Annotated in this window: 17 protein-coding genes; 3 read left to right on the forward strand and 14 right to left on the reverse strand. The window is 71.9% G+C overall.

The annotated features are described in order from the left end of the window. Window positions 1–16: 16 nt before the first annotated feature. The 12 genes from F9C11_RS22360 to F9C11_RS22415 form a co-directional block, all read right to left on the reverse strand. On the reverse strand, window positions 17–3,298 hold the full coding sequence (locus tag F9C11_RS22360; RefSeq protein ID WP_409179305.1) for a right-handed parallel beta-helix repeat-containing protein: 3,282 nt from the start codon (window positions 3,296–3,298) through the stop codon (window positions 17–19). 19 nt (window positions 3,299–3,317) lie between these two features. Beyond that, a complete protein-coding gene (locus F9C11_RS22365; protein ID WP_409179306.1) occupies window positions 3,318–5,738 on the reverse strand; it encodes a hypothetical protein in 2,421 nt (806 codons plus the stop codon). A gap of 17 nt (window positions 5,739–5,755) precedes the next feature. Then, complete coding sequence (locus tag F9C11_RS22370; protein WP_409179307.1) at window positions 5,756–5,986, reverse strand: type VII secretion protein EccB; 231 nt, start codon at window positions 5,984–5,986, stop codon at window positions 5,756–5,758. Window positions 5,987–6,005: 19 nt separating this feature from the next. After that, window positions 6,006–7,391: a type VII secretion integral membrane protein EccD gene (gene eccD, locus F9C11_RS22375; protein ID WP_409179308.1), complete on the reverse strand. Its 1,386-nt coding sequence runs from the start codon at window positions 7,389–7,391 to the stop codon at window positions 6,006–6,008. Next, the gene (gene eccCa, locus F9C11_RS22380) at window positions 7,388–11,404 is read right to left on the reverse strand and encodes a type VII secretion protein EccCa (protein WP_409179309.1); all 4,017 of its coding nucleotides are present in this window, start codon (window positions 11,402–11,404) and stop codon (window positions 7,388–7,390) included. The genes eccD and eccCa overlap by 4 nt, the downstream gene beginning before the upstream one ends. After that, on the reverse strand, window positions 11,401–15,300 hold the full coding sequence (locus F9C11_RS22385; RefSeq protein ID WP_409179310.1) for a hypothetical protein: 3,900 nt from the start codon (window positions 15,298–15,300) through the stop codon (window positions 11,401–11,403). Before F9C11_RS22385 ends, eccCa begins: the two co-directional genes overlap by 4 nt. Before the next feature lie 66 nt (window positions 15,301–15,366). Then, on the reverse strand, window positions 15,367–15,921 hold the full coding sequence (locus F9C11_RS22390) for a WXG100 family type VII secretion target (protein WP_409179311.1): 555 nt from the start codon (window positions 15,919–15,921) through the stop codon (window positions 15,367–15,369). Window positions 15,922–15,966: 45 nt separating this feature from the next. Then, entirely contained in the window at window positions 15,967–16,266 is a 300-nt protein-coding gene (locus tag F9C11_RS22395; protein WP_409179312.1) for a WXG100 family type VII secretion target, read from the reverse strand. Between the two features lie 31 nt (window positions 16,267–16,297). Further along, window positions 16,298–16,636, reverse strand: coding sequence for a WXG100 family type VII secretion target (locus tag F9C11_RS22400; RefSeq protein WP_409179313.1), 339 nt, complete (start codon window positions 16,634–16,636; stop codon window positions 16,298–16,300). 410 nt (window positions 16,637–17,046) lie between these two features. Beyond that, window positions 17,047–17,595: a DUF1062 domain-containing protein gene (locus tag F9C11_RS22405; protein WP_409179314.1), complete on the reverse strand. Its 549-nt coding sequence runs from the start codon at window positions 17,593–17,595 to the stop codon at window positions 17,047–17,049. A 196-nt stretch (window positions 17,596–17,791) separates the two neighbouring features. After that, the gene (locus F9C11_RS22410; RefSeq protein ID WP_409179315.1) at window positions 17,792–18,436 is read right to left on the reverse strand and encodes a LuxR C-terminal-related transcriptional regulator; all 645 of its coding nucleotides are present in this window, start codon (window positions 18,434–18,436) and stop codon (window positions 17,792–17,794) included. Beyond that, a complete protein-coding gene (locus F9C11_RS22415) occupies window positions 18,424–19,659 on the reverse strand; it encodes a sensor histidine kinase (protein WP_409179316.1) in 1,236 nt (411 codons plus the stop codon). Before F9C11_RS22415 ends, F9C11_RS22410 begins: the two co-directional genes overlap by 13 nt. 192 nt (window positions 19,660–19,851) lie before the next feature. Here F9C11_RS22415 and F9C11_RS22420 point away from each other — a divergent pair, with 192 nt between their 5' ends. After that, window positions 19,852–20,568 carry an ABC transporter ATP-binding protein gene (locus tag F9C11_RS22420; protein WP_409186950.1) on the forward strand — a complete coding sequence of 239 codons (717 nt, stop codon included), beginning with the start codon at window positions 19,852–19,854 and terminating at the stop codon, window positions 20,566–20,568. 3 nt (window positions 20,569–20,571) lie between these two features. Next, window positions 20,572–23,091: an ABC transporter permease gene (locus F9C11_RS22425; RefSeq protein WP_409179317.1), complete on the forward strand. Its 2,520-nt coding sequence runs from the start codon at window positions 20,572–20,574 to the stop codon at window positions 23,089–23,091. A 66-nt stretch (window positions 23,092–23,157) separates the two neighbouring features. On the opposite strand, the gene F9C11_RS22430 is transcribed toward F9C11_RS22425, so the two are convergent. Then, window positions 23,158–24,183, reverse strand: a complete 1,026-nt coding sequence (locus F9C11_RS22430; RefSeq protein ID WP_409179318.1) for a bile acid:sodium symporter family protein — start codon at window positions 24,181–24,183, stop codon at window positions 23,158–23,160. Window positions 24,184–24,283: 100 nt separating this feature from the next. On the opposite strand from F9C11_RS22430, the gene F9C11_RS22435 reads away from it, so the two are divergent. Continuing rightward, on the forward strand, window positions 24,284–25,147 hold the full coding sequence (locus F9C11_RS22435) for a LysR substrate-binding domain-containing protein (protein WP_409179319.1): 864 nt from the start codon (window positions 24,284–24,286) through the stop codon (window positions 25,145–25,147). On the opposite strand, the gene shbA is transcribed toward F9C11_RS22435, so the two are convergent. Then, window positions 25,124–26,266, reverse strand: coding sequence for an RNA polymerase sigma factor ShbA (shbA, locus tag F9C11_RS22440; protein ID WP_409179320.1), 1,143 nt, complete (start codon window positions 26,264–26,266; stop codon window positions 25,124–25,126). The two genes, F9C11_RS22435 and shbA, sit on opposite strands and share 24 nt — an antisense overlap. Window positions 26,267–26,449 lie beyond the last annotated feature (183 nt).

Below are 26,449 nucleotides of genomic sequence, written 5' to 3' on the forward strand. Positions count from 1 at the left end.
GGTCTCCTCCCGAAGGTCAGCCGACCGAGGCCAGGCCCGGCCCGAGGGCCAGTGCTCCGGTGTCGGGCGGGCGGATGCCGCGCAGGTCGGCGGCGGCGAGCGTGCGGGACGCGGCGGCGGCCGACAGCGTGCGGGCCAGTTCGTGCGCGGCGTACGCGGTGTGGTCGGACGCGGCGGACAACTCGTGGGCGAGTGCGGCGCGGACGTCGTCGGGAACCTCGTGCCCGCGCCGGACCAGCAAGCGCACGGCGATCTCGGCGAGTTCGTCCACTGTGTACTCGTCGAGTTGCCAGCCGTACGGGAAGGCGTCGCGCAGGGCGGGCAGCTGGGCGAGCAGTTCGCCGACGCGGTCGCTTTCGCCGGTGAACACCACGACCGGGTCGGCCGGGCGGCGGGCGATCATTCCGGCCAGAGCTTCCAAGGCTTCGATGCCGGGGGTGTGCGGCGAGGTGTCCCAGTCGCCGTCCAGATCGACGACCAAGGTGCCGCCGGACGCGTCCTCCACCGCGGCCCGGACCAGGTGTTCGGCTTGGCCCGGCCACTGCGGCGACAGTTCTTCGGCGAGATTTCGGCGCACCAGCTGTCCCATCGGGGCCATCCGGAATTCGGAGAGGATTTGCGCGTACAGTTTCGCGTACTCCGAGCGCCCGGTGCCGCGTTTTCCGCTGATCACCAGGTTCGCCTGATGGCCGAGCGGTTGCCGTTCCCGGGTGAGCTTTCCGAGCTTGAGCAGCAGCCGTTCGGCGTTCTCCCGCACCGAGTTCTGGCCGACCAGCCCGCTGAGCCGTTTCCAGCCCGCGCTGGTTTTGACCGCGGCGGCCGGATCGGCGGCGACCGAAACCGTCGACTTCGCCGCGGAAGGCAGTTGTGCCAGCTCAGCCTGCAGGTCGTCGGCGGTGAGCCGGTTCAGTTCGATGTCTTTGGACGGCGGGTACAGCGCCAGCCGCGACGCCTGGTTGTTCACCATCGCCTCGAACAGCTTGCGCGCGACGCGACCATTGCCGAACGTCGAGTTCTTCGGCACCCGCTCGAAATACTCGCGCAGCGCGGCGAGCGCGTCGTCGGTCATTTCGTAGTAATGCTTGCGCGTCAGGCCGGTCGTGATGGTGACCAGTTCGTCGACGCTGTAGTTCGGGAATTCGATGGTGCGCGTGAACCGCGACGCGAGGCCGGGGTTCGACTGCAGGAACTGCTCCATCTGCTCGGAATAGCCCGCGACGATCACCACCAGCGAATCGCGCTGGTCCTCCATGATCTTCATCAGCGCGTCGATGGCCTCCTGCCCGAAGTCCGGGCCGGACCCGCCGGTCGGCGCGCTCAGCGTGTACGCCTCGTCGATGAACAGCACCCCGCCGACGGCCTTTTCCACGACCTCGGTGGTCTTGATCGCGGTGGACCCGATGTACTGGCCGACCAGGTCCTGGCGGGCCACCTCGATCAGGTGCCCCTTCGCCAGGATGCCGAGTTCGGCGAGCACGGTGCCGTACAGCCGGGCGACGGTCGTCTTGCCGGTGCCGGGCGGGCCCGCGAACACCAGATGCCGCGACATCGGCGGCATCGGCAGGCCCATCCGCTCGCGCATCTGCGACATCTTGATCAGGTTGATCAGGCCGGTGACTTCCTTCTTCACCCCGGCGAGCCCGACCAGCGCCTCCAGTTCGCCCAGCGGGCCTTCGAGCACCTCGCCGGCGGCCTCGCGCACGGTCTGCTCGGCGACCCCGGGATCGGACGGCGGGCCGGCGGGCACCGGTTCCGCGGTCCGGGCGGAATCGGTGCTCAGGTTGTCCACGTCCGCGTGTTCGCCGCTGACGGGTTCGCCCGAAGCGTCGTTGACCACGCAGTCGCGGATGCTGACCGGTTCGGTGGTTTCCACGTGGAAGCCGTCCTCGCCCGCGCCGAGGATCTCGCATTCGGTGAAGGACGCGCGAGCGGCGACGTACACCCCGTTGCCGCGCGCATCGCGCACCCGGCAGCGGGAAGCGGTCAGCGCCGAACCGACGGTGATCCCGTCCCCGGCCGAACCGATGATCTCGCAGTCCTGCAAGGAAATTTCCGCGGTTCCGGAAAGGTGCAAGCCGCCGCCGCGCACCTGCACCGACTTCGCCGACGACGGCGCGCTCGAGGCGAACGACACCGCCTTGCCCGCGGTGGAATCGACCCGGAGGTCGGTCACGGTCAGCCGCGCGTCCTCGGTGACCTCCAGGCCGCTTTCCCGGCCGCTGTCGACGGCGGCGTCCGAAAGATCCAAAGCGGACTGTCCGGAAAGGACGATCCCGTCACCGCGCTCCGGCGTCATCCGCAATCCGCGGACAGCGACCGCGGATTCCGCACCGACCGACATCGCGGTGTGCGTGGAGCCCCGCACGGTCGCGCGTTCGAACCGCGGCCGCGCCTGGCCGTCGACCAGGATCGTGACCGGAGACCCCTCGAAGGTGCAGTCCACGAACTGCGGCGCGGCGGATCCGGTGGCCTGCACCGCGTTCGCGCCCGCCCCGGCGAACACGCAGTCCCGCAACACCGGCTCGGCGGCCGCGGCGATGTGCGCGGCCTGCATCGGCGCGGCCCGGAACTCCGACGACGCCACGGAAACCCGGCCCTTGCTGGTCACGTACAGGTCGACGTTCGCGCTGTCCCGCACGGTCAGCCCGGTGATCGTCGCGCGCCCCTGCTGTTCCACGACCATCGCCGGTTTCCGCGCGCCGACGATTTCGCATTGGTCGACAATCGCGACCGCCTCGCCGTTCACGCACACCCCGTTGCCCGCCGCACCCCGTACCGTGCAGCGCCGCAGCAGCACCGAACCGGTCTCGGCCGCCACGACCCCGGACGACGCGGCGTCGACGATCTCAGTGTCCTCAAGGGACGATTGGGCCGGCGAGGCGAGCACGACCCCGGCCCCGCCGGTGCTGGTCACCGTGCAGCCCCGCAGGGCGAGCGAACCCTCCAGCCGGGCCAGCAGCGTCGCCCACGAAGTCCCGGACACCCGGCAGCCGTCCAGCGCCGCCTCGCCGCGGACCACGTCCACGGTGACCAGCTGGTCGTCGAGGCCGGTGAGAACGAACCCGCTGAGCTGCACCGCCTCGGCGTTCGCGACGAGCACGCTCCCGGTGGCCGCCACGATCTCCGCCGTGCCCGGTTCGGCCACCAGCGACACCATCCGGTCCACCACGAGGTTCTCCTCGTACCGGCCGGGGCGCACGCTGATCGTCGCCCCCGGCTGCGCCTGCGCCAGCGCCGCGCCGATGGTGCCGAACGCACCCGGCCGGTCGCCGCCGACCACGAGCAGCTGTCGGTTCATCGTCTCCGCCTCTCCGCACTCACGCCAGGCCGGGGAGCGCCCCGAACCGCTCCGCCGCCTGCTCGTCCATCACGGTCCGGACCAGGTCCTCGCCCGCTTCCGCCCACGTCCGCAGCGTCTGCCGGAGCGAGTCGACCGCCAGCTCGTCCAGCGCCGCCCGGTCGTTCGCCACCCGGCCGGTCTCGTCGATCTCGCTCGCGGTCAGCTCCCGCAGCAGCACCGCGCCGCGCGAGCCCGGCGCCGGTTCGCGCGTTTCCAGCACCTTGAAACTGGTGCCGGGCACGAACAGCACGCGGTTTTCGACGCCGCCCTCGGCCGGTTCCAGCAATTTGGTGCGCCGCCCGGTGATCGACCACACCAGCACGTCCGTCTCGCCGTCCACAGTGGACGAAGGCTGGGTCAGCGCGTTGAGGAAACCCCATTCGGTCAGCACTTTCCGCCCGTCCAGCAGCGGCCACGCGGACGGCGGCAGCGCGGCGGCGAACGTCGCCGGACCGCGATGCGAGGGCAGCCTGCTCAGCCCGGCCACGACGCACCGCGCGACCGGCACGTGCGGGCCGTTCGCGCCGCGCCGCAGTCCGGCGTCGATCGTCGATCCCTTGGGGGACAGGTAAAGCTGCACGGCCACCGCGTCGGTCAGCACCTCGGCCGAGGACGAGGTCGACAGCACGCCCTGGAATCCCGGGTGCTCGGACAGGATCCGCGCGACGGTGTTCGACATCAGGCCGTATTCCGCACCGAGCGATTTGCGCAGCCACTGGCGTTCCTTGTCCGCCCCGCGCTGGGGCAGCAGGGCGGTCGCTTCCGCGCTGGGGGTCTCCTGGAACCGCAGCGCGGCCGGCGGCTTCTCGGGTGCGGCGACCGGCGGTTCGACCGGCTTGGCCGGGGCGACCTCGGCCGGAGCGAGGTGCGTGATCGGCTTCGCCGCCGGAGGAGCTGCCGACACTTTGACCGGCGAAGCGGCCGGAGGAGCTGCCGGCGCCTTGACCGGCGAAGCGGCCGGAGTTTCGGTCTTCACCGGCGCGGGAGCCGGAGCGGGAGCGGCGATCGCCCCGGGAACCTCCGTCGGCGCGGCGATCCCCAGTGCCGCCGGAGCCGCGGGCAGGTACGCCGGCGGAGGAGCCGCGGCCGCGGCCGGCGCCGGATTCCCGGACTCGATCGCGTCCAGCGCCCGAGCCGCCGCTCGCGGCCGCGCACGTTCGGCGAGCAGCGCGGCAGCGGGCAGCACCCGGCTCATCCGGCGAGTCTCCTCGTCCAGCCGGGCCAGCAGATCCTCGGCCAGCAACCGCATCCGCGCCGCCGAGCCCTCGTCCGCCGCGTCGAAGGCGAGGTTGTGCACCGCGGCGTCGAGCGCGATCTCGCGAACCGCGGCCGTCGACGGACCGTCCTGCGGCGGACGCACCAGCAGGCCCGACTGCACGACCTCCACCACCGCGTCCGGCGAGTACCAGTACACCGCGGGCGAGATCTGGTCGAGCCCGTGGACCGGCGGACGGTGCGAAAGCAGGTGCGGCAACGGCGTTTCGTCGCCCGAGCGCGGTTCGTAGCCGAGTTCGGCGGCGAACGGACGCCAGCCGAACCGTCCGTCGGGCAGCACGGTGCGCAGGGTCGGCAGCTGCGGCGAACCGACCGGCACGCCCGCGTAGAACGCGACCGGCTTGCCGAGCAGATCGGCCAGCGCCTGCCCGGTCGAGGCCTCGCCGGGCACCGACATCGGGCCGTACTGCACGAACCGCGCCTTGGCCGCCACCTTGTCCGGAAGCTGCACCCACAGCCGGGCCGCGTCGTCCAGGGCCAGCGGCGGGCAGCCGGGGCAGCCCAGCACGATCGTCATGGTGTCGTGCTGCGCGGGCATCCGGGAGATCAGCGCGCGGCGGTGGTGCCGCTGCGGAGCGTCGAACCCGACCGGGCGGATCCACAGGCCGCCCGGGAGAGGTTCGGCGACGCCGCGCGAACTCGTCGGCGTCAGCTCGGCGGCGATCCCGGAATCCCAAGCCGGGCGCGGGAACCGCTTCGCCTCCCAGGCCGGCGGGCGGCCCGGCCGGAAGCGCACCCAGCCGCCGCCGCGTCCGGCGTGGACGAACAGCGCGCCGCCCGCGCTCGGGATCACCGAACCGTCCGGCGCGAGCACCGGGCGGTTGATCCGCTCGGCCAGCCACTGCCCGGCCAGCGCGGTGGTCTCGCGCGAACGGCCGCCGATCACCAGCCGCACCCCGCGGCGGCGCCGGGGGAGCGCCTTGGCCACCGATTCCCACATCGCGATCGGCGAGTCCACCGGCAAGTCCACCACGACCAGGTCGTGCTCGGGGTCGGCCGCGACGCCGAGCGCGAGCGACTGCGCCTCGCCGGTCATCCCCTCGGCGAGATGCACGACCAGCGCGTTGCCCACGGTCTTCTTCTCCAGTGCGCTGTCGCCGCGCCGGATCAGCGAGAGTTCCATGGCTGCCCTCCTTCCGCTCAGGCGTGGCGGCCGGCGGCGGGCGCCGCCCCGCCGGTGTGGTGCGCGATCAGCCCGTACACGAAGAACCCGACCGCGATCAGCAGGCCGAGCACGAGCCCGACCAGCAGCCCGACCCAGGCCCGCCGGGCGGGCACGTCGAGGTGGCTCGCGTCGCCGAGCACCAGTGCCGAGGTCATCCGCCCGATCAGGAACGAATACGCCTCGACGTGGTCCTTCTGCGTCTGCACCAGTGCACCTCTCCTTCGCTCATCCGGTGAGCCCGACGGCCCACGCGTAGACGCCGAACAACTGCAGCAGGATCGGGACCATCGCCACCGCGCTCAGCGTTTCCAGCCAGTTCGCCAGATGCCCCCAGATCGGCAGGAGCCGCCGCGGCGGCGGGCGCAGCATCGCCAGCAGGAGCAGGAAGAACACCAGGCACAGCCCGGCCGCGCAGGCGCCGCGCCACGCCGTGGGCAGCGGCTGGATCAGCGACAGCCCGAGCAGCACGAGTCCGAGCGCGCCGGCGACCGCGAGCGGAACCCGCTGCCACGCGCCGAGCAGCGCCCGCGACCGCATCAGCACCGCCGCGGAAACCAGCCCGCCGAGGATGGCCGGGAACAGCCCGTGCCCGATCAGGAACGGGAAGCAGCCGGTGAAGATCGCGGCGGCGGCGAGACAGGCGATGGTGAGGTAGCCGTCGGCGTACCCGGTCTGGCGCACCATCCGCGCGGCCGGCATCGGCTCGATGTCGTACTGCAGCTCCCCGGCCGAACGCGGCAGCTGCGGGCCGCGGATGCGGGCGAACCGGATGCCGATCCGCGGCGCGAACACCATCAGCCCGACCAGCACGAACGACACCAGCCCGGCCGCCTGCTCGGTGGTGAACCCGGCGCCGAGGTGCAGCCACAGCGACAGGGCCCCGCCCAGCCCGGTCGCGACCACCGCGCCGAACGGCACGAACGGGATCGCGGGCGACCAGGCGGCCCGCCCGCCGAGCACGAGTCCGCCGGCCAGCGCGAAGGTCAGGCAGCCGGTCAGGATCGGCGTGCCTTGGAGGTCGAACGCGGGATCGAGCCCGGCCGCCGCGACCGCGCCGGCGAGGAAGGCGAACCCGCAGCCGCCGAGCCCGAGCAGCGTCAGCAGCGCTTTGTCCTCCGAACGCACCCCGGTCGCCACGGCCGCGACGAGCAGCCCGAGCGACACCACGCCGCCGCCGATCGCGGTCAGCCCGGCCGAACCCGGGTAGAGCAGCACCCTGGCCAGCACCGCGAGGGAGAAGATCGCGAACCCGAGGAACAGGCCGCGGTTGAACTCGGGGCGCCAGCGGCCGGGGTGGCGGCTCACCGCGGTGGCCATGCCGTCCGCGATGTCGTCGAAATCCAGTTCCGGCAGCGGATCAGTGCGAGGGCGCAGGTGGAATTCCTCGCCCTCCTTCCAGTCCAGCGACTCCGGAGTGCCGGACGCGTCGAGCGGTTCCTCGCCGAGCCGCTGCAGCACCCAGGCCTCGCCGAGGTCCTCGCGGCCGCCGGTGTGCTCCAGCAGCACCGGCAGCAGGCTGGTCAGCGGGACGGACATCGGCACCGCCAGGTCCGCCCGGCCCTGCGGCCCGTACACGGTGATCCGGCACAGTTCGCCGGTCGACGCGGTCATCGCACGCCCCTTTCGGTCGTCGCGAGCGGGGACCAGCCCTCGCCGGTCCGGTCGTCTTCCGCGATCGCGGTCTGCACGAGCTTCACGCCGCGGCGGGTCACCAGCTGCGCGCGCCCGGCGGGCAGCTGCCGCGGGGCCGCCTCGCCGAGGAACTTGCCCTCCTCCTTGGGATAGGAGAAGACCACGCCCGGGCTGCCCAGCTCCCAGATCCGGCGGACCACGGAGTCGCTCAGCGCGCGCATCGCGCCGGACGTGCTGCGGCTGAGGATCAGGTGGAAGCCGATGTAGGAACCCTGCGACAGCAACGACAACAGCGGTTCCAGCGGCGAGCCCATGCCGCTGGTGAGCAGCTGGTAGTCGTCGACCACGAAGAACAGCCGGGGGCCGGTCCACCAGTCGCGGCGCTTGAGCCGGTCCGCGGTGATGGTCTGGTCCGGCACCCGCGGGGTGAGCGAAACGCCGGCCTGCCGCGCCAGTTCCTGCAGCGCCTCGGTGGTGGTCGCGTACCCGACGCGGTACGCCTCGGGCACTTCGGCGTCCAGCTGGCGGCTCGGGTCGGCCAGCACGATCTTCGCCTCGCTCGGCGAGTAGCGGTTGAGCACCGAGCGCAGGACGACCCGCAGCAGGTTGGTCTTGCCGGTTTCGTTGTCGCCGAAGGCGAGCAGGTGCGGAGTGGCGGCGAAGTCGTGCCACACCGGCAGCAGCCGCTGCTCGTCCTGGCCGAGCGCGACCCGCAGGTCGCCGTCCGGCGCGGGCAGCTGCGCCATCGGCAGTTTCGCGGGAAGCAGCCGCACTGCCGGAGCCGGGGCGCCCGGCCAGAAGAGGCGGACCTCTTCGGCGACCGCCTTGGTTGCCGCGGCGAGGTCCTCGGTGTTCCCGCTGCCGTCCATCCGCGGCAGGCCGGCGAGGAAGTGCAGGCCGTCCGGGGTCAGGCCGCGGCCCGGCTGGTTCGGCACGGTTTTCGCTTTGCGGGAGCCGATTTCCGACTCCATCGGGTCGCCCAGCCGCAGTTCGAACCGGGTCTGCAGCAGGTCGCGCAGGTACGGCCGGATCTCCGACCAGCGGGTCGCGCCGATCGCCACGTGCACGCCGAAGGACAGCCCGCGCGAGGCCAGCTCGCCGATCTTCTGCTCCAGCTCGCTGTAGTCGTTCTTGAGGCTGTACCAGCCGTCGACCACCAGGAAGACGTCGCCGAACGGGTCCTCGATCCGGCCGCTGCGGCGCAGCGCGCGGTAGGCGTCCATGGATTCGATGCCGTGCTCGGAGAACAGCGTCTCGCGGCCCTCCATGACCTGCGAGATTTCCTCGATGGTCCGGACGACGCGGTCGCGTTCGAGCCGGGTGGCCACCGATCCGACGTGCGGCAGCCCGGACAGCGACATGATCCCGCCGCCGCCGAAGTCCAGCCCGTAGAACTGGACCTCCTTCGGGGTGTGCGTCATCGCCAGCGCCAGCACGAGCGTGCGCAGCAAAGTCGACTTGCCGGTCTTCGGCCCGCCGACCACCGCGACGTGCCCGGCCGCCGACGACAGGTCCGCCGTCAGCAGCTCGCGCACCTGCTCGAACGGCCGGTCGATCATCCCCATCGGCACCCGGAGCCTGCCCCAGTGCGCCGGGTCCTGCACCGCCATCCCGCGCTCCGGGTCCGGCAGCACGCTCGGCAGCAGCGAGTCGAGGCTCGGCGATTCGGCCAGCGGCGGCAGCCACACCTGGCGCGCGGCCGGGCCCGCGCCGGTCAGCCGGTCGATGAACGCGTCGGCGAGCGTCGGGCCGCCCGGCACGGCGGCTTCCAGAGCGTCCGCGTCGGAAGGTTTCCCGGCCGGTTCCGGTTCGTCGTCGCGGATGATCAGCTTCGCCGGGTGGGCCTCGGTGCGGAACGGGACGACCTCCCGGCTGGCCCTCGCCGCGGCCACCGCGGAGTTGTCGCCGTTGCCCGCGGGGACCGGGCCGGAGACGTAAGCGGCCTTGAACCGCACCAGGTTCGTGGTGTCGATCTTCAGGTAGCCGTTGCCCGGTTCCGGCGGCAGTTCGTAGGCGCTGCCCGCGCCGATCACGCTGCGGGACTCCATCGAGGAGAAGGTGCGCAGCGCGATCCGGTACGACAGATGGCCTTCGACGCGGTGGATGCGGCCCTCGTCGAGCCGCTGCGAGGCGAGCAGCAGGTGCACGCCGAGGCTGCGGCCCAGCCGTCCGACGGAGACGAACAGCTCCATGAACTCCGGCTTCGCGCTCAGCAGTTCGGAGAACTCGTCCACGACCAGGAACAGCGTCGGCATCGGGGCCAGCTGCTCGCCGGCCGCGCGCGCCTTTTCGTATTCGTACAGCGACGGGTAGCCGCTGGCGCGCAGTTGTTCCTGCCGCCGCACCATTTCGCCGTTGAGCGAGTCCTGCATGCGGTCGACCAGCGGCAGTTCGTCGGCGAGGTTGGTGATCGTCGCCGAGGTGTGCGGAAGCCGGTCCATGCCGAGGAACGTCGCGCCGCCCTTGAAGTCCACGAGGACGAAGTTGAGGATCTCCGACGAATGCGTCGCGGCGAGCCCGAGCACGAGCGTGCGCAGCAGCTCCGACTTGCCCGACCCGGTCGCGCCGATCAGCATCCCGTGCGGGCCCATGCCGCCCTGCGCGGATTCCTTCAGGTCCAGTTCGACGATCTCGCCGTCTTCGGTGACGCCGATCGGCACCGACATCCGGGCCCGCTGCGCCATCCGCGGCCGCCACTGGGCCGGGACGTCGAAGGTGTGCACGTCCTTGATGCCGAGCAGCGCGGTCAGGCCGAAGTCGCTTTCCAGCGGCTGGTCGGCGATCTCCAGGGTGCCGCTGGTGCGTTTCGGCGCGAGCAGCCGGGCGAGCCCTTCGGCCTGGGTGACCGAAAGCTCGTCCCGGGCCGCCGAACCGGCCCCGCTGCCCGCCGGGAACTCGACCAGCTCGTCCTTTGCGGTCAGCCGCAGCACCTTGGGACCGCCGGGAAGCGCGCCGGTGACGTCGAGGAGCACCACGTTGCGCAGGCCCGCGCCGACCAGCCGCGAGGACTCCGGGATCGTCGCCAGGTGCGCGACGACCACTACGAACGGTTCGGTCGTCGTCGGCCCGACGGCCTTGTCGTGGTCGTCGCGGTCGGCCACGTCCGGGCCGAGGAGGTCCATCAGCTCGTCGTGGTCGGCGGCCAGCAGCCGCAGCGGGCCCGCCGCGTCGCGCAGGGTCGGATGGTTGTTGTGCGGCAGCCACTTCACCCAGTCCCACTGCGCCTGCGCGGCCTCCGTGGTGAGCACCGCCAGCCGCAGTTCGTCCGGCGAATGGAAGGCGACCAGCTGCGCGAGCATCGCCCGGACCAGCGCGACGGCCGCGTCCGGATCGCCGTCGAACTCGATGCTGGTGAAGCTGCGCAGGCCCACCGCGATCGGGATGCCGGACAGCGTGCGGTAGGTCTCGGTGAACCGGCGCAGCGAGATCGCCGACAGCGGTTCGAGGTCCTCGATCGGCTTGGTCACCGGCGGCACCAGCTCCAGCGCCGACTGCTGCGTGCCCAGTCCGATCCGAACTCGTGCGAAGTCCTCGTGGCTGATCCGGCGCTCCCACAGCCGCGGCCCCATCGCGAGCGACCACAGCGAATCCGGGGCGGGGTTGTTCCAGGCCACCGCGTGCCGCTGGTCCTCGGCGGTCGAACGCGCCCGCTCCCGGACCTGCCCGAGGTAGCGCAGGTAGTCCCGCCGCTCGGCCTGCATCTTGCGCTTGCGCTCGGCGGCCGCGCGGGACAGCTGCCCGAGGCTCATCGCGATCATGGACACGCCCATGCCGCCGCCGATCACGTAGGTGAACGGCGAACTGCCCGCGACTCCGGAGAACGCCAGCACCATCACCAGCGACCCGATGGCCATCGGCAGCATCATCAGCAGCGAGTTGAAATCGCGCGCCGCCGGCTCCGCCATGACGGGCGGTTCCTGCAGTTCTTCCTGCCCCTCGGGCATTTCCGGACCTGCCGCGCGCGGTCCCCGCTTGACGGTCTCCGTGCTCATTCGAGCACCCCCGGCGTCCCGCGGCGCACGGGCTCGCCCCGGGCCGAATCGTCCTGCCGGAGCAGATCGGCCATGGTGCGTTCCTCTTCTTCCTCGGCCTCGTCTTCCGCGGTGTCGGCCTCGGGCTCCTGCGGTTCCGGCGCGTCGCCGCAGGTGGGCAGCTCGTCCGGGAGGATCTCGGCCGGACCGCCGCGGACCCGCTGGTAGGTGCCGAGCGAGGGGGTCTCGTCGGGGCGCCAGGGCGCGTCGGTGCGTTGGACGTGGTCGGTGGTGATTTCCTGCTTCCGGTCTTCGGCCTGGGCGGTGACTGGCAGGAGGGCGGGGAGGAAATCGTCGGTGCCTACGTCCCAGGCCGAGGTGTCCTCGGTGTCGAGAGGCTGCACCACGGCGATCCGGACGATCCCGTCGTCGGGGGTTTCCCGGCCGGTGTTCGGGGTGACTGTCCTTTCCGGACGGTCTTCGCCCCGCTGCGGGGCCGCCTTCTGCTGGGAGTCCACAGTGGACCATGGGGCTGGGCTGGCGGGCGGGGTTTCGCCTTGCTCGTTGGGGAGTCCGGAGTCGGCTGGGGTGTTCGTTGCCCAGGGTTCCCGGACGTTGCCGAGCAGCCCGGCGGAGTCGGGGCGGTCGGCGGGGGTGTTCGCCGCGGTGCCTGCGGCGCCGGGCGGGACCAGCGCTGCTGGTGGCTGCGGGGTCCAGTTGGCTGGGGTGCTCGGCGGGGTTTCGGCTTGGGCGTTTCCGATGCCGATGGGTGTGCTTGCGGTCCAGGGTTCTTGGATGTTGCCGAGCAGTCCGGCGGAGTCGGGGCGGTCGGCGGGGGTGTTCGCCGTGGTGCCTTCGGTGCCGGGTTCCTGGGCCTGGTGGTCTTTGGCCCAGCCGGTTGCGGTGCTTGGCGGGGTTTCGCCTTGGGCGTTGGGGTTTCCGCCGCCGATCGGCGTGCTTGCGGTCCACGGTTCTCGGACGTCACCGAGAAGCCCGGCCGAGTCGGGTCGTTCGGCGGGTGTGTTCGTTGCGCCTCCGGTGCTTGCTGGCGGAGCCATGGGCATGCTGGGGCCTTGGGGCTCTTGGTTTTGTGCCCAGCCAGTTGCGGTGCTGGGCGGGGTTTCGCCTTGGGCGGTGGGGTTTCCGACGCCGATCGGCATGCTGGCAGTCCACGGTTCTTGGACGTTGCCGAGCAATCCGGCGGAGTCGGGTCGTTCGGCGGCGGGCGGGTTCAGGCCGCCGTTGCCGCCCGGCGGCATCATCGGCGGGGTGCCCGGAGGCGGGAGCTGTTGTTCATGGTTTCCGAGGGCGTCCGGAAGTTTCGGAAGGGCGCTCTCGCCGAGGTCCTTCGCGCCCGGACCACCGACGCCTGCCGGTGGCGGGGCCCATTCGGCGGAGTGCAGTGGCGGGGTGTCTCCGTGTGTGTCGGGGTTGCCGATGCCGTCCGGTGGCGGGCTCACCCAGGGCTTTTTGATGTTGCCGAGCAGGCCGGAGGAGTCCGGTCGTTCGGCGGCGGGGGTGTTCAGGGCGCTGCCCATGCCGCCTGGCGGAACCATGGGTGGGGTTCCGGCGCCGGGGAGTTGCTGTTGTTCGTGGTTTTGGTTGGCGACGGGGTCCGGCGGTTTCGGAAGGTCGCTCTCGCCGAGGCCGTCGACCCCTGGTCCGGCCGGTTCTCCAGCACCCGGACCGTCGTTGCCCGCTGGGGGCGGGGCCCATTCGGCGGAGTGCAGGGGCGGGGTGTCTCCGTGTGTGTCGGGGTTGCCGATGCCGTCCGGCGGTGGGCTCACCCAGGGTTTTTTGATGTTGCCGAGGAGTCCGGAGGAGTCCGGTCGTTCGGCGGCGGGCGTGTTCAGGCCGCTGCCCATGCCACCGGGAGGCACCATCGGTGGGGTACCGGCACCCGGGAGTTGCTGTTGCTCGTGGTCGCCGATCGGATCCGGCAGCTTCGGCAGGTCGCTCTCGCCCAGGCCCTTGATCGCGCCCGGGCCGCTTTCGCCAGGGCCGCCGACGCCGTCTCCGGGCCCGCCGCTCGCGCCGGGCGGCGGGGCCCACTTGGCTGAGCTGAGCGGGGGCGTGTCGCCGTGCGAGTCGGGGTTGCCGATGCCGTCCGGCGGTGGGCTCAGCCACGGTTTTTTGATGTTGCCGAGCAGGCCGGAGGAGTCCGGGCGTTCCGCGGACGGCGGGTTCAGCCCACCGCCGCCGCCCATGCCTCCCGGCGGCATCATCGGGATGCCGCCGCCGCCCGGCGTCTGGTTGCCCGGCGGGGTGTTCAGGCCCGGCGGGAGATGCGCCGGGTCGAGCGCGTTGTTCGCCAGGTTTCCGCCGGAATCTCCCGGAGGCGCCGGGATCGAAGGCGGATTCACGTGCCCGCCCGAACCGCCCGGTGGGGCGGGGATCGTGGGCGGGTTGACCTGCCCGCCCGAACCGCCCGGTGGGGCGGGGATCGAGGGCGGGCTTACGTGCCCGCCCAAGTCGCCCGGAGGAGCGGGGATCGAGGGCGGGCTTACGTGCCCGCCCAAGTCTCCCGGCGGGGCAGGAATTGAAGGCGGGTTGACGTGCCCGCCCAAATCACCCGGTGGGGCAGGAATTGAGGGCGGGTTGACGTGCCCGCCCAAATCACCCGGCGGAGCGGGAATCGAAGGCGGGTCGACCTGCCCGCCCAGGTTGTTGCCCGAGGCGCCGGGCGGGGGCGGGATCGACGGCGACTTGAGGTTGTTCCCTTCCGGTGAATCGCCCGGCGGCGGCGGAATCTGCGGGGACTTCACGCTCTTCCCCCCGCCGGTGCGGTCGCCCGGGGGCGCGGGAACGGACGGCGGCTTCACCGCGTTCCCGTTCGGCGGCGGCGGAACGGAGGCAGCGTTGATCGGCGGCGGGGCGCCGTCGCCGCCGGGACCGTTCACGTCGCCCGGCGGGGGCGGCACGGCGGCGTTCGTCAGCGGCGGCGGCACCTCGCTTCCGCCGGGACCGTTTCCGCCTCCCGGAGGCGGCGGGAGCACGGCCTGGTTCACCGGAGGCGGCGGGGGCGCGCCGTCGCCACCGCCCGGCGGCGGGGACACCGGCGGCGGTTCCGGGGCAGGCGGCGGCTGCGTCGCCGGGGACGGCGGCGGGGAAACCGGCGGGGGAGAAACCGGCGGCGGCGGGGGAGGCGTCACCGGCGGCGGGGGCGTGGGCGGCGGTGGCGGAGGCGGCGGTGGCGGAGGCGGCGGGGGCGTGTTGCCGTCGCCGCCGCCGGGCGTGGGCGGCGGGGTCGTCCTGCCCGCGTTGACGTGCACGGTGTTGTACTTCTGCGCGAGCTGGCCGGCCACCTTGCGCATGTCGTTGGTCATCATCTCGACGGCCTCGGGGAACTGCGAGATGTACGCGCGCCCGTCGCTGAGGTGGTATTTGCTGCCCTGGGCGAGGACCTGGCTGGCGTAGTAGCTGTCGATGTAGCGGATCGTGTCCTGCGCCCACTTGAGGTAGGCCGCGGAATTGACGAGGTTCGTCGGCACGTTGTTCGACCCGCCGCCGTCGCCGATCCGGTCCGCCAGATCGGAGAACTTGTTGCCCAGCGCGGTCATCATGTCCTTGAACTTCGTCGCGGCGTCGCCCTTCCACGGCCCGTTCGGCCCGGCGAGGGCGGCGGTCTGGTCCTGAATGGACTGGGCGACCATCTCGAGGTTCTGCTGCGTCTCCTGAAACACCCCGGCCGCGTCCTGAAGCGACTGCCAGTTGACGTTGCCGTAGGCCTTGTCCCGGTTGTCCTGGCCGCCCGACAGCGAACCGCCGCCGAGCACCGCCGCTTCGATCTGCTTCCACGTCAGGCCGTCGAAATCCTTCGACGGGTCACCAGTGGTGTTCTGGTTGCCGGTCTTCGTGGTGTCCGGCCAGACCCCGTTGTCGTCCGAGGTGAACCCGTTGGTGTTGTCGTCCGCCATCTTCCCTCGATCGCTTCGCACCTGAGAGACCCGGGAGAAACCCGGAAAGACCGCCGCCCGAACCGGTCAGGGTTTCTGACCGGCGCCGGTGATGTGGCCGCTGACGGTGTTGAAATACTGGTTGTAGTCGTCGGCCGACATCTTGTTGACCTCGTCGGCGCTGTCGTACGCCTTCGAGGCCTTGTTCACCGCGTCCGCCACCTCGTCGAGCGCCTTGCAGAGGTCGTGGATCGCGGTGCGGGTGGTGTCCCGCAGCGCGTTCGTGCCCTGGATCGGCTTGACGATCTTCTCCTGCGCCGTCAGGAACACGCCGGGCTTGAGCTGGATCCCGTCGAGTTTCGCCGGAAGATCCTTCAGCGGCCCGTCCGCGAGCGCCTGCATGTTCTTCGCGAACGTGCGCATCGCCTCGGTGTTGACCGCGGTGACGCCCTTGCCCGGATGCTCGGAACCGCCCGGCACCGGCGGCGGCTTGCCGACGTCGCCCGGCGGGATCCACTCGTTGGTCACGTCCGGCGGCGTCTGGTCGCCCGGGCTGTGGAACTTGCCGTCCTCCGACGTCGTCTGGTGCTTGTTCGACGTGTCGTTGTGCATCCCGTAATCGGTGTCGCCCAACGAAACCATGGCCGTCGCCCTCCTTTCTGGGTCAGTCGCGCCGAAGCGGCGGCCTCAGTTCGCGGCGAACCGCTTGGCGTTGTTGCCCTCGGTGTTCGAGGTGCCCTCGTTGATGTTGGCGAGGGTCTGCGCGGCGGCGTCGAGCGCCTGCGGCAGCGTGAGGGCGGCCTGGTGGCAGTAGGTGTAGGTCTCGTGGAACATGTCCGCCGCGACGCCGGTCCAGTTTTCGCGCTGGCCCTCGATGACCGCCTTCATCTGGTCCAGCAGCTCGGTGATCTGGTTGGACTGCTGCTTCGCCTGCCCGACGGTGTCCTGCATGGTCGCGAAGCTGATCTGGAACTGGCCCAAAGCCATGGGAGAGGTCCTTTCGTGGGAAGGAAGGGGATCAGAAGCCCTGCAGGCCGCCGCCGCCGATGACCGCGGCCGCGTTGTGCGCGGTGGAGGTGTTGTCCGAGTCCCGGCTGTCGTACTCGCTCGCCGAGATCTGCACGTTCTGCGCGAGCTCGTCCAGCTTCTGCACGATCTTGCGGACCGTCTGGTCGAACTGGCCCATCGCGGTGTTGAACACGTTCGCCGAGTCCGACCGCCAGGTGCCGAACAGCGTCTGCATGGTGCCGTCGACCTTCTGGTTCACGCCGGTGATGTTCTGCCCGGTGTCGCTGATCGTCTGCGCGCCCTTGCGCATGACGCTGGTGTCGACGCGGGCGCCGTCCTGCGAAGCCATGCTTTCTCCTCTGGTCGGGTTCTCCGGATATGACGGACTGGCATGCCAGGCCGCCGACGTCGCCGCGGATGCCCTTCGTTCGGCCGATACGACAGAGCACGGGGAGACTGCGGACTTACGGTAAGCGCCGGTCTACGGGTTGTCGCCGCGTTGTTCCCTTCTGGACACCAGTGCGCGGACGGCGGGGCAAGCCGCTCCGCCACCCGGGGGTCTCCGGGCGCGGCAACGTTTCCCGCGGGAGCCGGTTACGCACGATTGCCCGTTCAGGCACCGCGGTGTGCCCGGGTTCGCGGTTCGCGCTCATGCGAGCGGAAGTCGGGAGTGGACTTGCGGAGTCCTCTGTGGACGGAAGCCGCGACTGGCCGTGCGGGGAACCCCCGAGGGAATCCTCAGGGTTCCCCGCACGGCGTTCAGTGCTTGAGCGTGAAGGAGAAGTCGCCGGAGAGCTTGCCGCTCAGCCGGACCCCCGACACGACCTTCCCCTCGGCGAGCAGCCGCTCCACCTCGGCCCGGGCCAGGCGGCAGCCCTCGGCGATCAGCCGCACCGGCCGGACCGGGATGCGGGCCGCGAAGCCGACCGACACGTCGATCGCGTCCTGGCCCAGGTGGTCCAGACCACCCGTGTCGAGCCGCCAGGCGCCGTCCCAGTCGAGCGCGACGCGGTTGCGCCTTCGCAGGACTGGGTCCTGAAGCAGTTCGGCGGCGAGGCCAGGATCGTTGTGGTGCAAGCGATCCAGCAGTGCCGGGCGGACCGAGCGCACCTTCGCCCGTTCGAACACGGTGAGTTTCGCCGTTTCCCCGCACCCGGTGCAGAGCACGAGGAGCCAGGCGTCGACGAGTTTGTGGTTGGCGTTGACCCGGAACTTGCCGTCGGCCCGAAACCGCTGCGCCGGGCACGCATGGCAGCGCCGCCGGACGAGCGGCAGGCGAGTGGGCAGGACTGTCCAGTGATAGAGCACGGGAGTACCCCGATCCAGTGAGAATTCCGCAGCACGAAGAAGCGCGACGCACGACCGCGGCGCGCTACGAGGTCAGAGCTTGGGATGTCTCACGCGAGGTACAACGGCACGTCCTTGCCTTGCTGACACTGGCCGGGCGACAGTAGCCGCGGACGCGGGCGCGGCTCCACTGGTTTTCCGCCCCGGGCGCCGCGGGTCAGGCGTTGAGATACGCGAGCACGGCCCGCACCCGCCGGTGGTCGCCGGTGCCCGCGGACAGCCCGAGCCGCGCGAAAATGTTGCCGACGTGCTTGTTCACCGAGGTTTCCGCGATGAACAGCTTCTCGGCGATCGCGCCGTTGCCGTAGCCCTCGGCCATCAGCGCGAGCACCTCGCGTTCGCGGGGGCTGAGCACGTCGAGCGCGTTCGCGGCGAGCCGGCGCGCCATCAGCTGCGAGATGACCTCCGGGTCCATCGCGGTCCCGCCCGCCGCGACCCGGTCCATCGCCTCGCGGAATTCCTCGATCCGCCCGACCCGGTCCTTCAGCAGGTAGCCGACGCCGGACGCGCCGTTGGCCAGCAGCTCGGCCGCGTAGGCGTGCTCGACGTACTGCGACAGCATCAGCACCGGCAGACCGGGGATTTCCGCGCGCGCCGCGGCCGCCGCCCGCAGCCCCTCGTCGGTGAACCCCGGCGGCAGGCGGACGTCCAGCACCGCGATGTCGGGCCGGTGCTCCAGCAATGCGGGCAGCACGTCCGGCCCCCGCTCCAGCACGGCGCACACCTCGTGGCCGACCGTGGACAGCAGCAACGCCAGGCCCTCGCGGATGAACGCGTTGTCGTCGGCGATCACGACGCGCACGGCAGCTCCGCCCGCAGCACCGTCGGGCCGCCTTCGGGGCTGCTCAGCTCGAAGCTGCCGTCGAAGGCCGCGACGCGCCGCCGGATCCCGGCCAGCCCGGTGCCGAAGTTCTCCGCGGCGCCGCCCTTCCCGTTGTCCCGCACAGTGATCCTGATCCTTTCCCGGTCGATGCCGAGCGTAATCCACGCCCGGCCGGCCCCGCTGTGCTTGGCGACGTTCGTCAGCGCTTCGGCGACCACGAAGTAGGCCGCCGCCTCCACTGCGGCCGGGGCCGGTCCGGTGCCCGAGACGTCGACCTCGACCGGGACCGCGCCGCTCGCCGCGAGCGCCTGCACCGCGCCGGCCAGACCGCGGTCGGTCAGCAGCGGGGGATAGATCCCGCGGACGATCGTGCGCAGCGCGGCCAGCGAATGCTCGGTCAGTTCCTGTGCGTCGTCGACCAGGCGGAGCGCGGTGTCCGGCTGGTGCTGCAGGGCGTGCTTGATCAGCCCGAGCCGGAGCGAGATGGCGACGAGCCCGGCCTGGGTGCCGTCGTGCAGGTCCCGCTCGATCCGGCGCAGCTCCGCGCCGTGCGCTTCGAGGGCTTCGGCCCGGCTGACGGTCAGCTCTTCGATCCGGCGGGTTTGCTTGCTGCCGCGCGGCGGGCGCAGGAAGGCCCGGGCCAGCATCGCGTGCCCGCGCGCCAGCAGCGGCACGAGGAGGAGCAGTCCGGTCGCGTACGCCAGGCCGATGCCGGTCGCGCCGAACGCCTGGGCCCAGCTGGTGACCGGCCGGAACGTCAGGTGCGCGGCGGGCGGCAGGAGGGTCCACCAGATCGGCGCGGTGCCCCAGCAGAGCGCGCCGGACAGCAGGCTCAGGCCGACCAAGCACAGCGGCGTGCCGACGACGGTGTTGGCCGCGAGGAACGCCAGGTCCTTCCAGACCGCGCGGTCTTTGAGCACCCCGAGCGGCGAACGGGGCTCCGCGTACTTCTCGCCGACCGGAGTGCCCAGCAGCCGTTCGACCCGTTTCCGCTGCGCCCGGGCGAACCGGCGCAACACCGGCACGAGCAGGACCAGCAGCGGCAGCCCGATCCCGGCGACGCTCAGCACGAGGCTGCCCGCGGTCAGCCAGAAGAGCAGCAGGCCGCCGAGCCCGGCCGCGGCGCCGACCGCGAGGTACCGGAAGGAAACCCCGAACCCGGCGAGGTAGTCCCGCACGCTGAACGCGGGCGCCGCCGCCATCCGTCCCCCTGCCGAAGATCCGTCCCGGCGGGTGCAGTTTTCTGCACCCGCGATCTGCAGGATACGGGCTGTCCGGCGGGTTTCCGCGTCCGTAGCGTCCGGGAAAAGCACAAGCACCCGGAGGACGAAGTGGCACGCGAGAAACGGCAACGCCCGGCACCGGCAGAGACCGGAGCGCCGCCGGACGACGTGGTGTCGCTGCGGTCGGTGCGCAAGACCTACGGTTCCGGCGCGGGCGAGGTGACCGCGCTGCGCGACCTGACCGTCCGGTTCGGCCGGGGGTCGTTCACCGCGGTGATGGGCCCGTCCGGCGCGGGCAAGAGCACCTTCCTGCACTGCGCCGCCGGGCTCGACCGGCCGACCGCCGGCACGGTGCTGCTCGGCGGCACGGACCTGGCCGAGCTGGACGAGACCGGGCTGACCGTGCTGCGGCGCGAGCGCGTCGGCTTCGTCTTCCAGGCCTACAACCTGCTGGCGTCGCTGACCGTCGCGGACAATCTCGCGCTCCCGATGCGGATGGCCGGGCTGGCGCCCGACCAGGACTGGCTGGACGAGGTCGTCCGGCGCGTCGGACTGGCCGGGCGGCTGGACCGGCGCCCGGCCCAGCTGTCCGGCGGCCAGCAGCAGCGGGTGGCGATCGCCCGCGCGCTCGCGCCGCGGCCGCAGGTGGTGTTCGCCGACGAGCCGACCGGCGCGCTCGACACCCGGACCGGCCGCCAGGTGCTCGAACTGCTGCGGCAGCTCGTGGACGAGACCGGCCAGACGGTGATCATGGTGACGCACGACCCGGTGGCCGCGTCGTACGCGCACCGGGTGGTCTTCCTCGCCGACGGCGCGCTCGCCGACGAGATGGCCGAACCCGCTCCGGACCGCGTGGCCGAGCGGATGACCACGCTCGGGGAGTGGTGAGCGATGCTCGAACTGGCGGTCAAAACGCTGCGCGGGCGCGCTTCCGGTTTCGCCGGCGCGTTCGTCGCTCTGCTCGGCGCGGCCATGCTGGTCACCGCGTTCGGCATTCTCCTGCAGTCCGGCGTGGACGGCGGGGTGCCGCCGCAGCGGTACGCCGGGGTCCCGGTGGTCGTCGGCGGTGCGAAATCGTTCGAGGCAAGGGAAAACGGCAAGACCAAATCGAAACCGCTCAAGGAACCGGCGCCGCTGACCCGCGAGACGGTGCGGAAGATCGCCGGGACCGAGGGCGTCGGCTCAGTGGTGCCGGACGTGAGCTTCCCCGCGGTGCTGGGCCCGGGCGACCGCGCTCCGGCCGGGCATCCGTGGTCGAGCGCCCGGCTGGGTCCGTTCGACCTCGTCGAAGGCCGCGAACCGCGGCGGCCGGGCGAAGTGGTGCTGGACGCCGGATTGGCCAAGGACGCCGGAGCCGCGGTCCGGATCCAGACGACCAGAGCCGCCGCCGGATACCGGGTCGTCGGCGTGGCCAGACTGTCCGGTGTGGACGGAGAAATCCGCACTCCCGCGGTGTTCTTTTCCGACGCGGAAGCGGAAAGCTTGGCCGGGCGCGGAGACCGGGTGGACGCCGTCGGGGTGTTTCCCCGGCCTGGCGTCGATCCCGGCGAGCTCGCCGACCGGCTGGCCGCCGCGCTGGGCTCCGAAGCGGAGGTGGCCACCGGAGACGACCGGAGCCGCGTCGAAAACCCCGATGTCGCCTCGGCGAGCGGCACTTTGCGGGAGATCGCGGGTTCGCTCGGCGGCACGGTGCTGCTGATCGCAATTCTGGTCGTGGCCAGCACTCTCGCGTTGAGCGTCCATCAGCGTCGCCGCGAATTGGCCGTGCTGCGCGCGATCGCGGCTACTCCGCGCCAGATCTGGAAAATGCTCGCCGCGGAAGCGCTGGTGCTGTCGGTCGTCGCGTCGGCGATCGGATGCCTGCCCGGCATCCTCGCCGCACAGCTGTTGCGTGGCGCGCTCGTCCTGATCGGAGTCGTGCCGAGCGATTTCTCTTTCTCCGTGGGAATTCTGCCGATGCTGGTGGCGGTGCTCGCCGGGGTGGCGACGGCGCAGATCGCGACCTTCGCGGTGGCGTGGAAAGCCTCGTCGGTGCGCCCGGTCGAAGCATTGAGCGACGCCGCCGTCGAACCACCGGGAATCAGCGGCGGCCGCCGGACGCTCGGGGTGCTGCTGTTGCTCCTCGGCTTGGCCGCGTCGCTGCTGCCGGTGTTCTTCTCCGGCGTTTTCGCCGTGGCAGGCGCGGGCAGCGGCGGGCTGCTGATGATCATCGCGCTCCTGCTGCTGGCGCCACCGGTGGCGGCGTTCGCGACGCGGCTGCTGGCCAAGCCGATCACCCGGCGGTTCAAGGAATACGGCTTCCTCGCCGCCGCCAACACCCGCGCGAACGCACGCCGCCTGGCCGCCGGGATCGGCCCGCTGGTGCTCGGGATCGGCTTCGCCTGCGTGCAGCTGTTCATTCCGACGACCCTCGCCGCCGCGGCCGCCGACCAGGCCGCCGAGGGGAGCACCGCGCAGTACACGCTCACCGGCGCGGCGGGCGGCTTGCCGGACGACGCGGTCCGGGACGCGGCCGCGCTGCCCGGTGCGGAGGCCGCGACCGGGGTGGTGCGGGTGCAGGTGTTCGCCTCGACGAAGGTGCTCGATTCGCCGGAGATCTTCGAGTTCCCGGCGCAGGGCATCACCGTCGACAACGCGGCCAAGACGATGGATCTGGCTGTCTCCTCAGGCGATCTCGCCGATCTGGCCCCGGGAAAGGTCGCGTTGAGCGCCGGCGCGGCGAGCACCCTCGGCGGCAAAGTCGGCGACCAGATCAAGCTGACCTTGCCGGACGGCTCCGCCGCGACCCCGGCCGTGGTCGCGATTTACCAGCGCGGCATGGGTTTCGGCGACGTCACCCTGGCGCACGAGGACGTGCTCGCGCACAGCAACCGGCAGCTGAACCAGCAGATCCTCGTCCGGGCCCGCTCCGGGACGGACCTGGAACCAGTCTTGGCGGGCCTGTCCGCGAAGTACCCGGGATTGACCGTGTCCGCCAAGGCAGGCCTGTCCGAAGAACAACGCGACGCGGCGACCGCTTCGGCGCTGAGCAGCGCGTTGCCGTTGGTGCTCGTCTTCGCCTACCTCGCGCTCGCGGTCGCGAACACGCTGGTGATGACGACGCTGGCCCGCACCCGGGAGTTCGCGCTGCTGCGGCTGGTCGGGATGACGCGGGACCAGGTGTTGAAGGTGCTGCGCATCGAGGCGCTGACGGTGGTGCTGATCGCGGTGGCGGTGGGATCGGCGGTCCCGCTGATCCCGCTGGCGACGGTCAGCCTCGGCCTCACCGGGTCGCCGATCCCGAGCATCCCGCCGTTGCTGTACCTCGGGATCGTCGCCGCGACCGCGCTGGTGGGCGCCGCGTCGGTGCTGCTGCCGGCGAAGTTCGCGCTGCGCGCCCGGCCGGTGGAGGCGATCGGGACGCGCGAGTAGCCCGTGTTCGCGACGGTCAGCCCGGGCGGTTGTCCCGGGCCGCCCGGTCGAGGCCCGCGCCCCTGGTCAGCCGACCGCCGCCAGTTCGCCCGGCTCCCGCGCGGCCGCCTGCCGGGCGTACCGGCGCGCCATCGCCGCGCACACGATCAGCTGAATCTGGTGGAACAGCATCAGCGGCAGCACGATCAGCCCGACCTCGGCGTGCCCGAACAGCACCGTCGCCATCGGCAGGCCGCTCGCGAGGCTCTTCTTCGAACCGCAGAACATGATCGTGATCCGGTCCGCGCGGTCGAAGCCGAGCAGCCGCGCGCCGCCGCTCGTCGCGCCGAGCACGGCCGCCAGCAGGACGCCGCAGACCGCGACCAGGACCAGCAGCGGGCCGATCTCCAGCTGGTGCCAGATGCCCTCGGTCATCCCCTCGCTGAACGCGGTGTAGACCACCAGCAGGATCGAACCGCGGTCGACGATCTTCAGCGGCGCGGAATGCCGCTGCACCCAGCCGCCGATCCAGCGGCGGGCCAGCTGCCCGGCCACGAACGGCACGAGCAGCTGCAGCACGATGTCCAGCACCGCCGAACCGCTCACGCCCGGGCCGTCGGTGGCGAGCAGCAGCGCGACGAGCAGCGGCGTCAGCACGATGCCGAGCAGGTTGGACAGCGACGCGCTGCAGATCGCCGCCGCGACGTTGCCCTTCGCGATCGAAGTGAACGCGATCGACGACTGCACCGTCGAGGGCAGCAGGCAGAGGAACAGCACGCCGGTGTACAGCGGCGAGGTCAGCAGCCCGGGGGAGAGGAACGACGCGGCGAGCCCCAAGAGCGGGAAAAGCACGAAAGTGGCGCAGAGCACGGTGACGTGCAACCGCCAGTGCCGCATGCCCTCGACCGCTTCCTGGCCGGAAAGCCGCGCGCCGTAAAGGAAGAACAGCAGTCCGACCGCGATCTTGGTCGCCGCGCCGAACCCGGCGGCGGCCGCGCCGGAGGCGGGCAGCAGCGAGGCGATGCCGACGGTGACGAGGATCAGGGCGATGAACGGGTCGATCCGCAGCTTGGCGAGCACGGCCGAGACGGGGCGGGCGAACGAAGCGAGCACGGTGGAACTCCTTTCCCGGCCATTCTCCCGCCGCCGACGGTCATTCGGAACCCCGATGACCGTACTGACTGTCATTGCGATTACCGATAACATGGCCCGCATGCTGGATCCCCGGTTGTGCCGTTCTTTCCTTGCCGTGGCGGAAACCCGCAGCTTCACCGCGGCGGCGAGGCGCTTGGGCGTGGGGCAGCCCACAGTCAGCCAGCACGTCCGGCGGCTCGAGTCCGAAGCCGGCGGGCTGCTGTTCGCGCGCGACACGCACGCGGTCGACCTGACCGCGCGCGGGCAGGCGATGCTCGGGTTCGCGCAGACCATTGTGGACACCGAGGACCGCGCGGCCCGGCATTTCCGCGGCGCGCAGGTGCGCGGGCGGGTCCGGTTCGGGGTGTCGGAGGACTTCGCGCTCGGCGAGCTGCCGGAAATCCTGCGGCGGCTGCGGAAAAGCCATCCGCTGGTGGACGTCGAACTGCACGTGGAACTGTCCGATGTGCTCGCCCGCCGGATCGCCGACGGGCGCCTAGACCTGGTGCTCGGCAAACGCCGCCCGGGCGCGCCCGGCCCGGGACGGCTGCTGCGCCGCGAACCGCTGGTGTGGATCGGCTCGGCGGCGACGGAACTCGCGCCCGGCCATCCGGTGCCGCTGGTGCAGTACCCGATGCCGTCGGTCACGCGGCAGCTGGCGGTGGAAACGCTGGAGCGCGCCGGGATGGAATGGCGCGCGGCCTGCCAGACCTCGAGCCTGACCGGCCTGCGCGCGGCGGCGGCCGCGGGACTCGGGATCACCGTGCACGCGCGGAGCCTGGTGCCGTCCGATCTGGTCGAATTGCCCGCCGAACTCGGTCTTCCGGACCCGGGTGCCGTGGATTTCGTTCTGCTGTCGAGGGATGCCAGCGAGGGGCCGGTGGCGACGTTGGCGGAGTTCGTGGTGGCGCGGATCGGGTCAGCGCCGGCGTTCGAGGACTGAGCGAAGCCGCAGCAGCGCGCGGTGTTGCGCGACCCGGACCGCACCCGGGGTGGAGCTGACTGCCTCGGCGGCTTCCTCGGCGGAAAGCCCGACTACTACGCGCAGCAACACGATTTCCCGCTGTCGTTCCGGCAGCAGCTGCAGCAGCCGGGCCAGCTGCCGGTTCAGTTCGCTGCGCAGCGCCCGTTCCTCCGGCCCGTCGGCGAGATCGACCGCCTCGGGCAGTTCGGCCACCGGCTCGGTCCGGTCGCGCGCGTGCGCTCGGTGCGCGTCCGCCACCTTGTGCTGCGCGATCCCGTAAACGAACGCGAGGAACGGCCGCCCCTGGTTCCGGTAGCCGGGCAGCGCGTTCAGCAGCGCCAGGCAGACTTCCTGCGCCACGTCGTCGGCCGACGAATACGAGTCCGCGCCGCCCAGCCGGGCCCGGCAGTAGCGCACGATCAGCGGCTGCACCGCGGCGAGCAGGTCCCGCGCCGCCTCCGGATCGCCGTCGACCGCGGCGCGCACCGGGCCGTCGAAGCCGAACCGGCCGGCCGGGACCCGCGGCGCGGCCAGCGCGCTCGCCTCGGTTTTCACCCGGGTCAACGCCTCTTCGACGTCGAGCGCCGAGCGCAGCGCGTTGACCAGTGCGGATTCGGCTTCGCGCAATGCGGTCATCAGGGCCTCCTCGCGCCCGGCGAGGCCGAGCCGGTGTTTCAGCCGTTCCCGGGCGTGCCGCAGATTCGAGCGGACCGTGGTGCCCGCCATGCCGAGCGCCGAGGCGATCGCGGCGGGCGAGAACCCGTCGAGCGCCCAGGTCAGCACCGTGCGCTGGGTCTCCGGCAGCGTCGAAAGCAGTTCGACCCCGCGCGCGTTCCGCTCCACGGCCGCGGCCAGCCGGTCGCCCGGCGGGTCCTCGGCCGGGGCCCCGCCGTCGAACCACGCCTGCTCGGCGGCGAGCCGCGCGGCGGTCAGCCGCACCGCCACGCGCGGGTCGCCCGGCGGCGGCCACGCCCCGGTTTCCTGGACGAACGCCTCCACCGCCACCTCGCGCGCCGCGCCCGGCCCGAGCCCGCCCGCGCACAGGAACGCCACGAGGCGAGGGAAATCGCCCCGGAAAAAGCCGTCGAACCCCGCCACGCGCACCCCCTCCCGATCGCGGACTTGTCGAACAGGTGCGGTGACGCGCCCGTGGGATGTAACGATCCGATCACGGAAATGTGGTTAGGTCCGGCGCTGGCGGGTACCTGGCTGGGACGGGCCGTTCGCCCGCGGCCGCTGCGGAAGGGGGAAACGGTGCGCGGAAAAGGAAATCCCGGGCTG

Origin of the sequence: Amycolatopsis sp. VS8301801F10, assembly GCF_046195355.1 — a bacterium.
In the GTDB taxonomy this organism is placed as follows: domain Bacteria; phylum Actinomycetota; class Actinomycetes; order Mycobacteriales; family Pseudonocardiaceae; genus Amycolatopsis.

What these genes read in the sequence shown, in the direction of transcription:
- F9C11_RS22435 (WP_409179319.1), top strand. Translation starts at nt 24,284, where the DNA reads ATGCTGGATCCCCGGTTGTGCCGTTCTTTCCTTGCCGTGGCGGAAACC.
- F9C11_RS22390 (WP_409179311.1), bottom strand. Translation starts at nt 15,921, where the DNA reads ATGGTTTCGTTGGGCGACACCGATTACGGGATGCACAACGACACGTCG.
- F9C11_RS22360 (WP_409179305.1), bottom strand. Translation starts at nt 3,298, where the DNA reads ATGAACCGACAGCTGCTCGTGGTCGGCGGCGACCGGCCGGGTGCGTTC.
- F9C11_RS22415 (WP_409179316.1), bottom strand. Translation starts at nt 19,659, where the DNA reads ATGGCGGCGGCGCCCGCGTTCAGCGTGCGGGACTACCTCGCCGGGTTC.
- eccCa (WP_409179309.1), bottom strand. Translation starts at nt 11,404, where the DNA reads ATGAGCACGGAGACCGTCAAGCGGGGACCGCGCGCGGCAGGTCCGGAA.
- eccD (WP_409179308.1), bottom strand. Translation starts at nt 7,391, where the DNA reads ATGACCGCGTCGACCGGCGAACTGTGCCGGATCACCGTGTACGGGCCG.
- F9C11_RS22400 (WP_409179313.1), bottom strand. Translation starts at nt 16,636, where the DNA reads ATGGCTTCGCAGGACGGCGCCCGCGTCGACACCAGCGTCATGCGCAAG.
- F9C11_RS22385 (WP_409179310.1), bottom strand. Translation starts at nt 15,300, where the DNA reads ATGGCGGACGACAACACCAACGGGTTCACCTCGGACGACAACGGGGTC.
- F9C11_RS22425 (WP_409179317.1), top strand. Translation starts at nt 20,572, where the DNA reads ATGCTCGAACTGGCGGTCAAAACGCTGCGCGGGCGCGCTTCCGGTTTC.
- F9C11_RS22365 (WP_409179306.1), bottom strand. Translation starts at nt 5,738, where the DNA reads ATGGAACTCTCGCTGATCCGGCGCGGCGACAGCGCACTGGAGAAGAAG.
- F9C11_RS22395 (WP_409179312.1), bottom strand. Translation starts at nt 16,266, where the DNA reads ATGGCTTTGGGCCAGTTCCAGATCAGCTTCGCGACCATGCAGGACACC.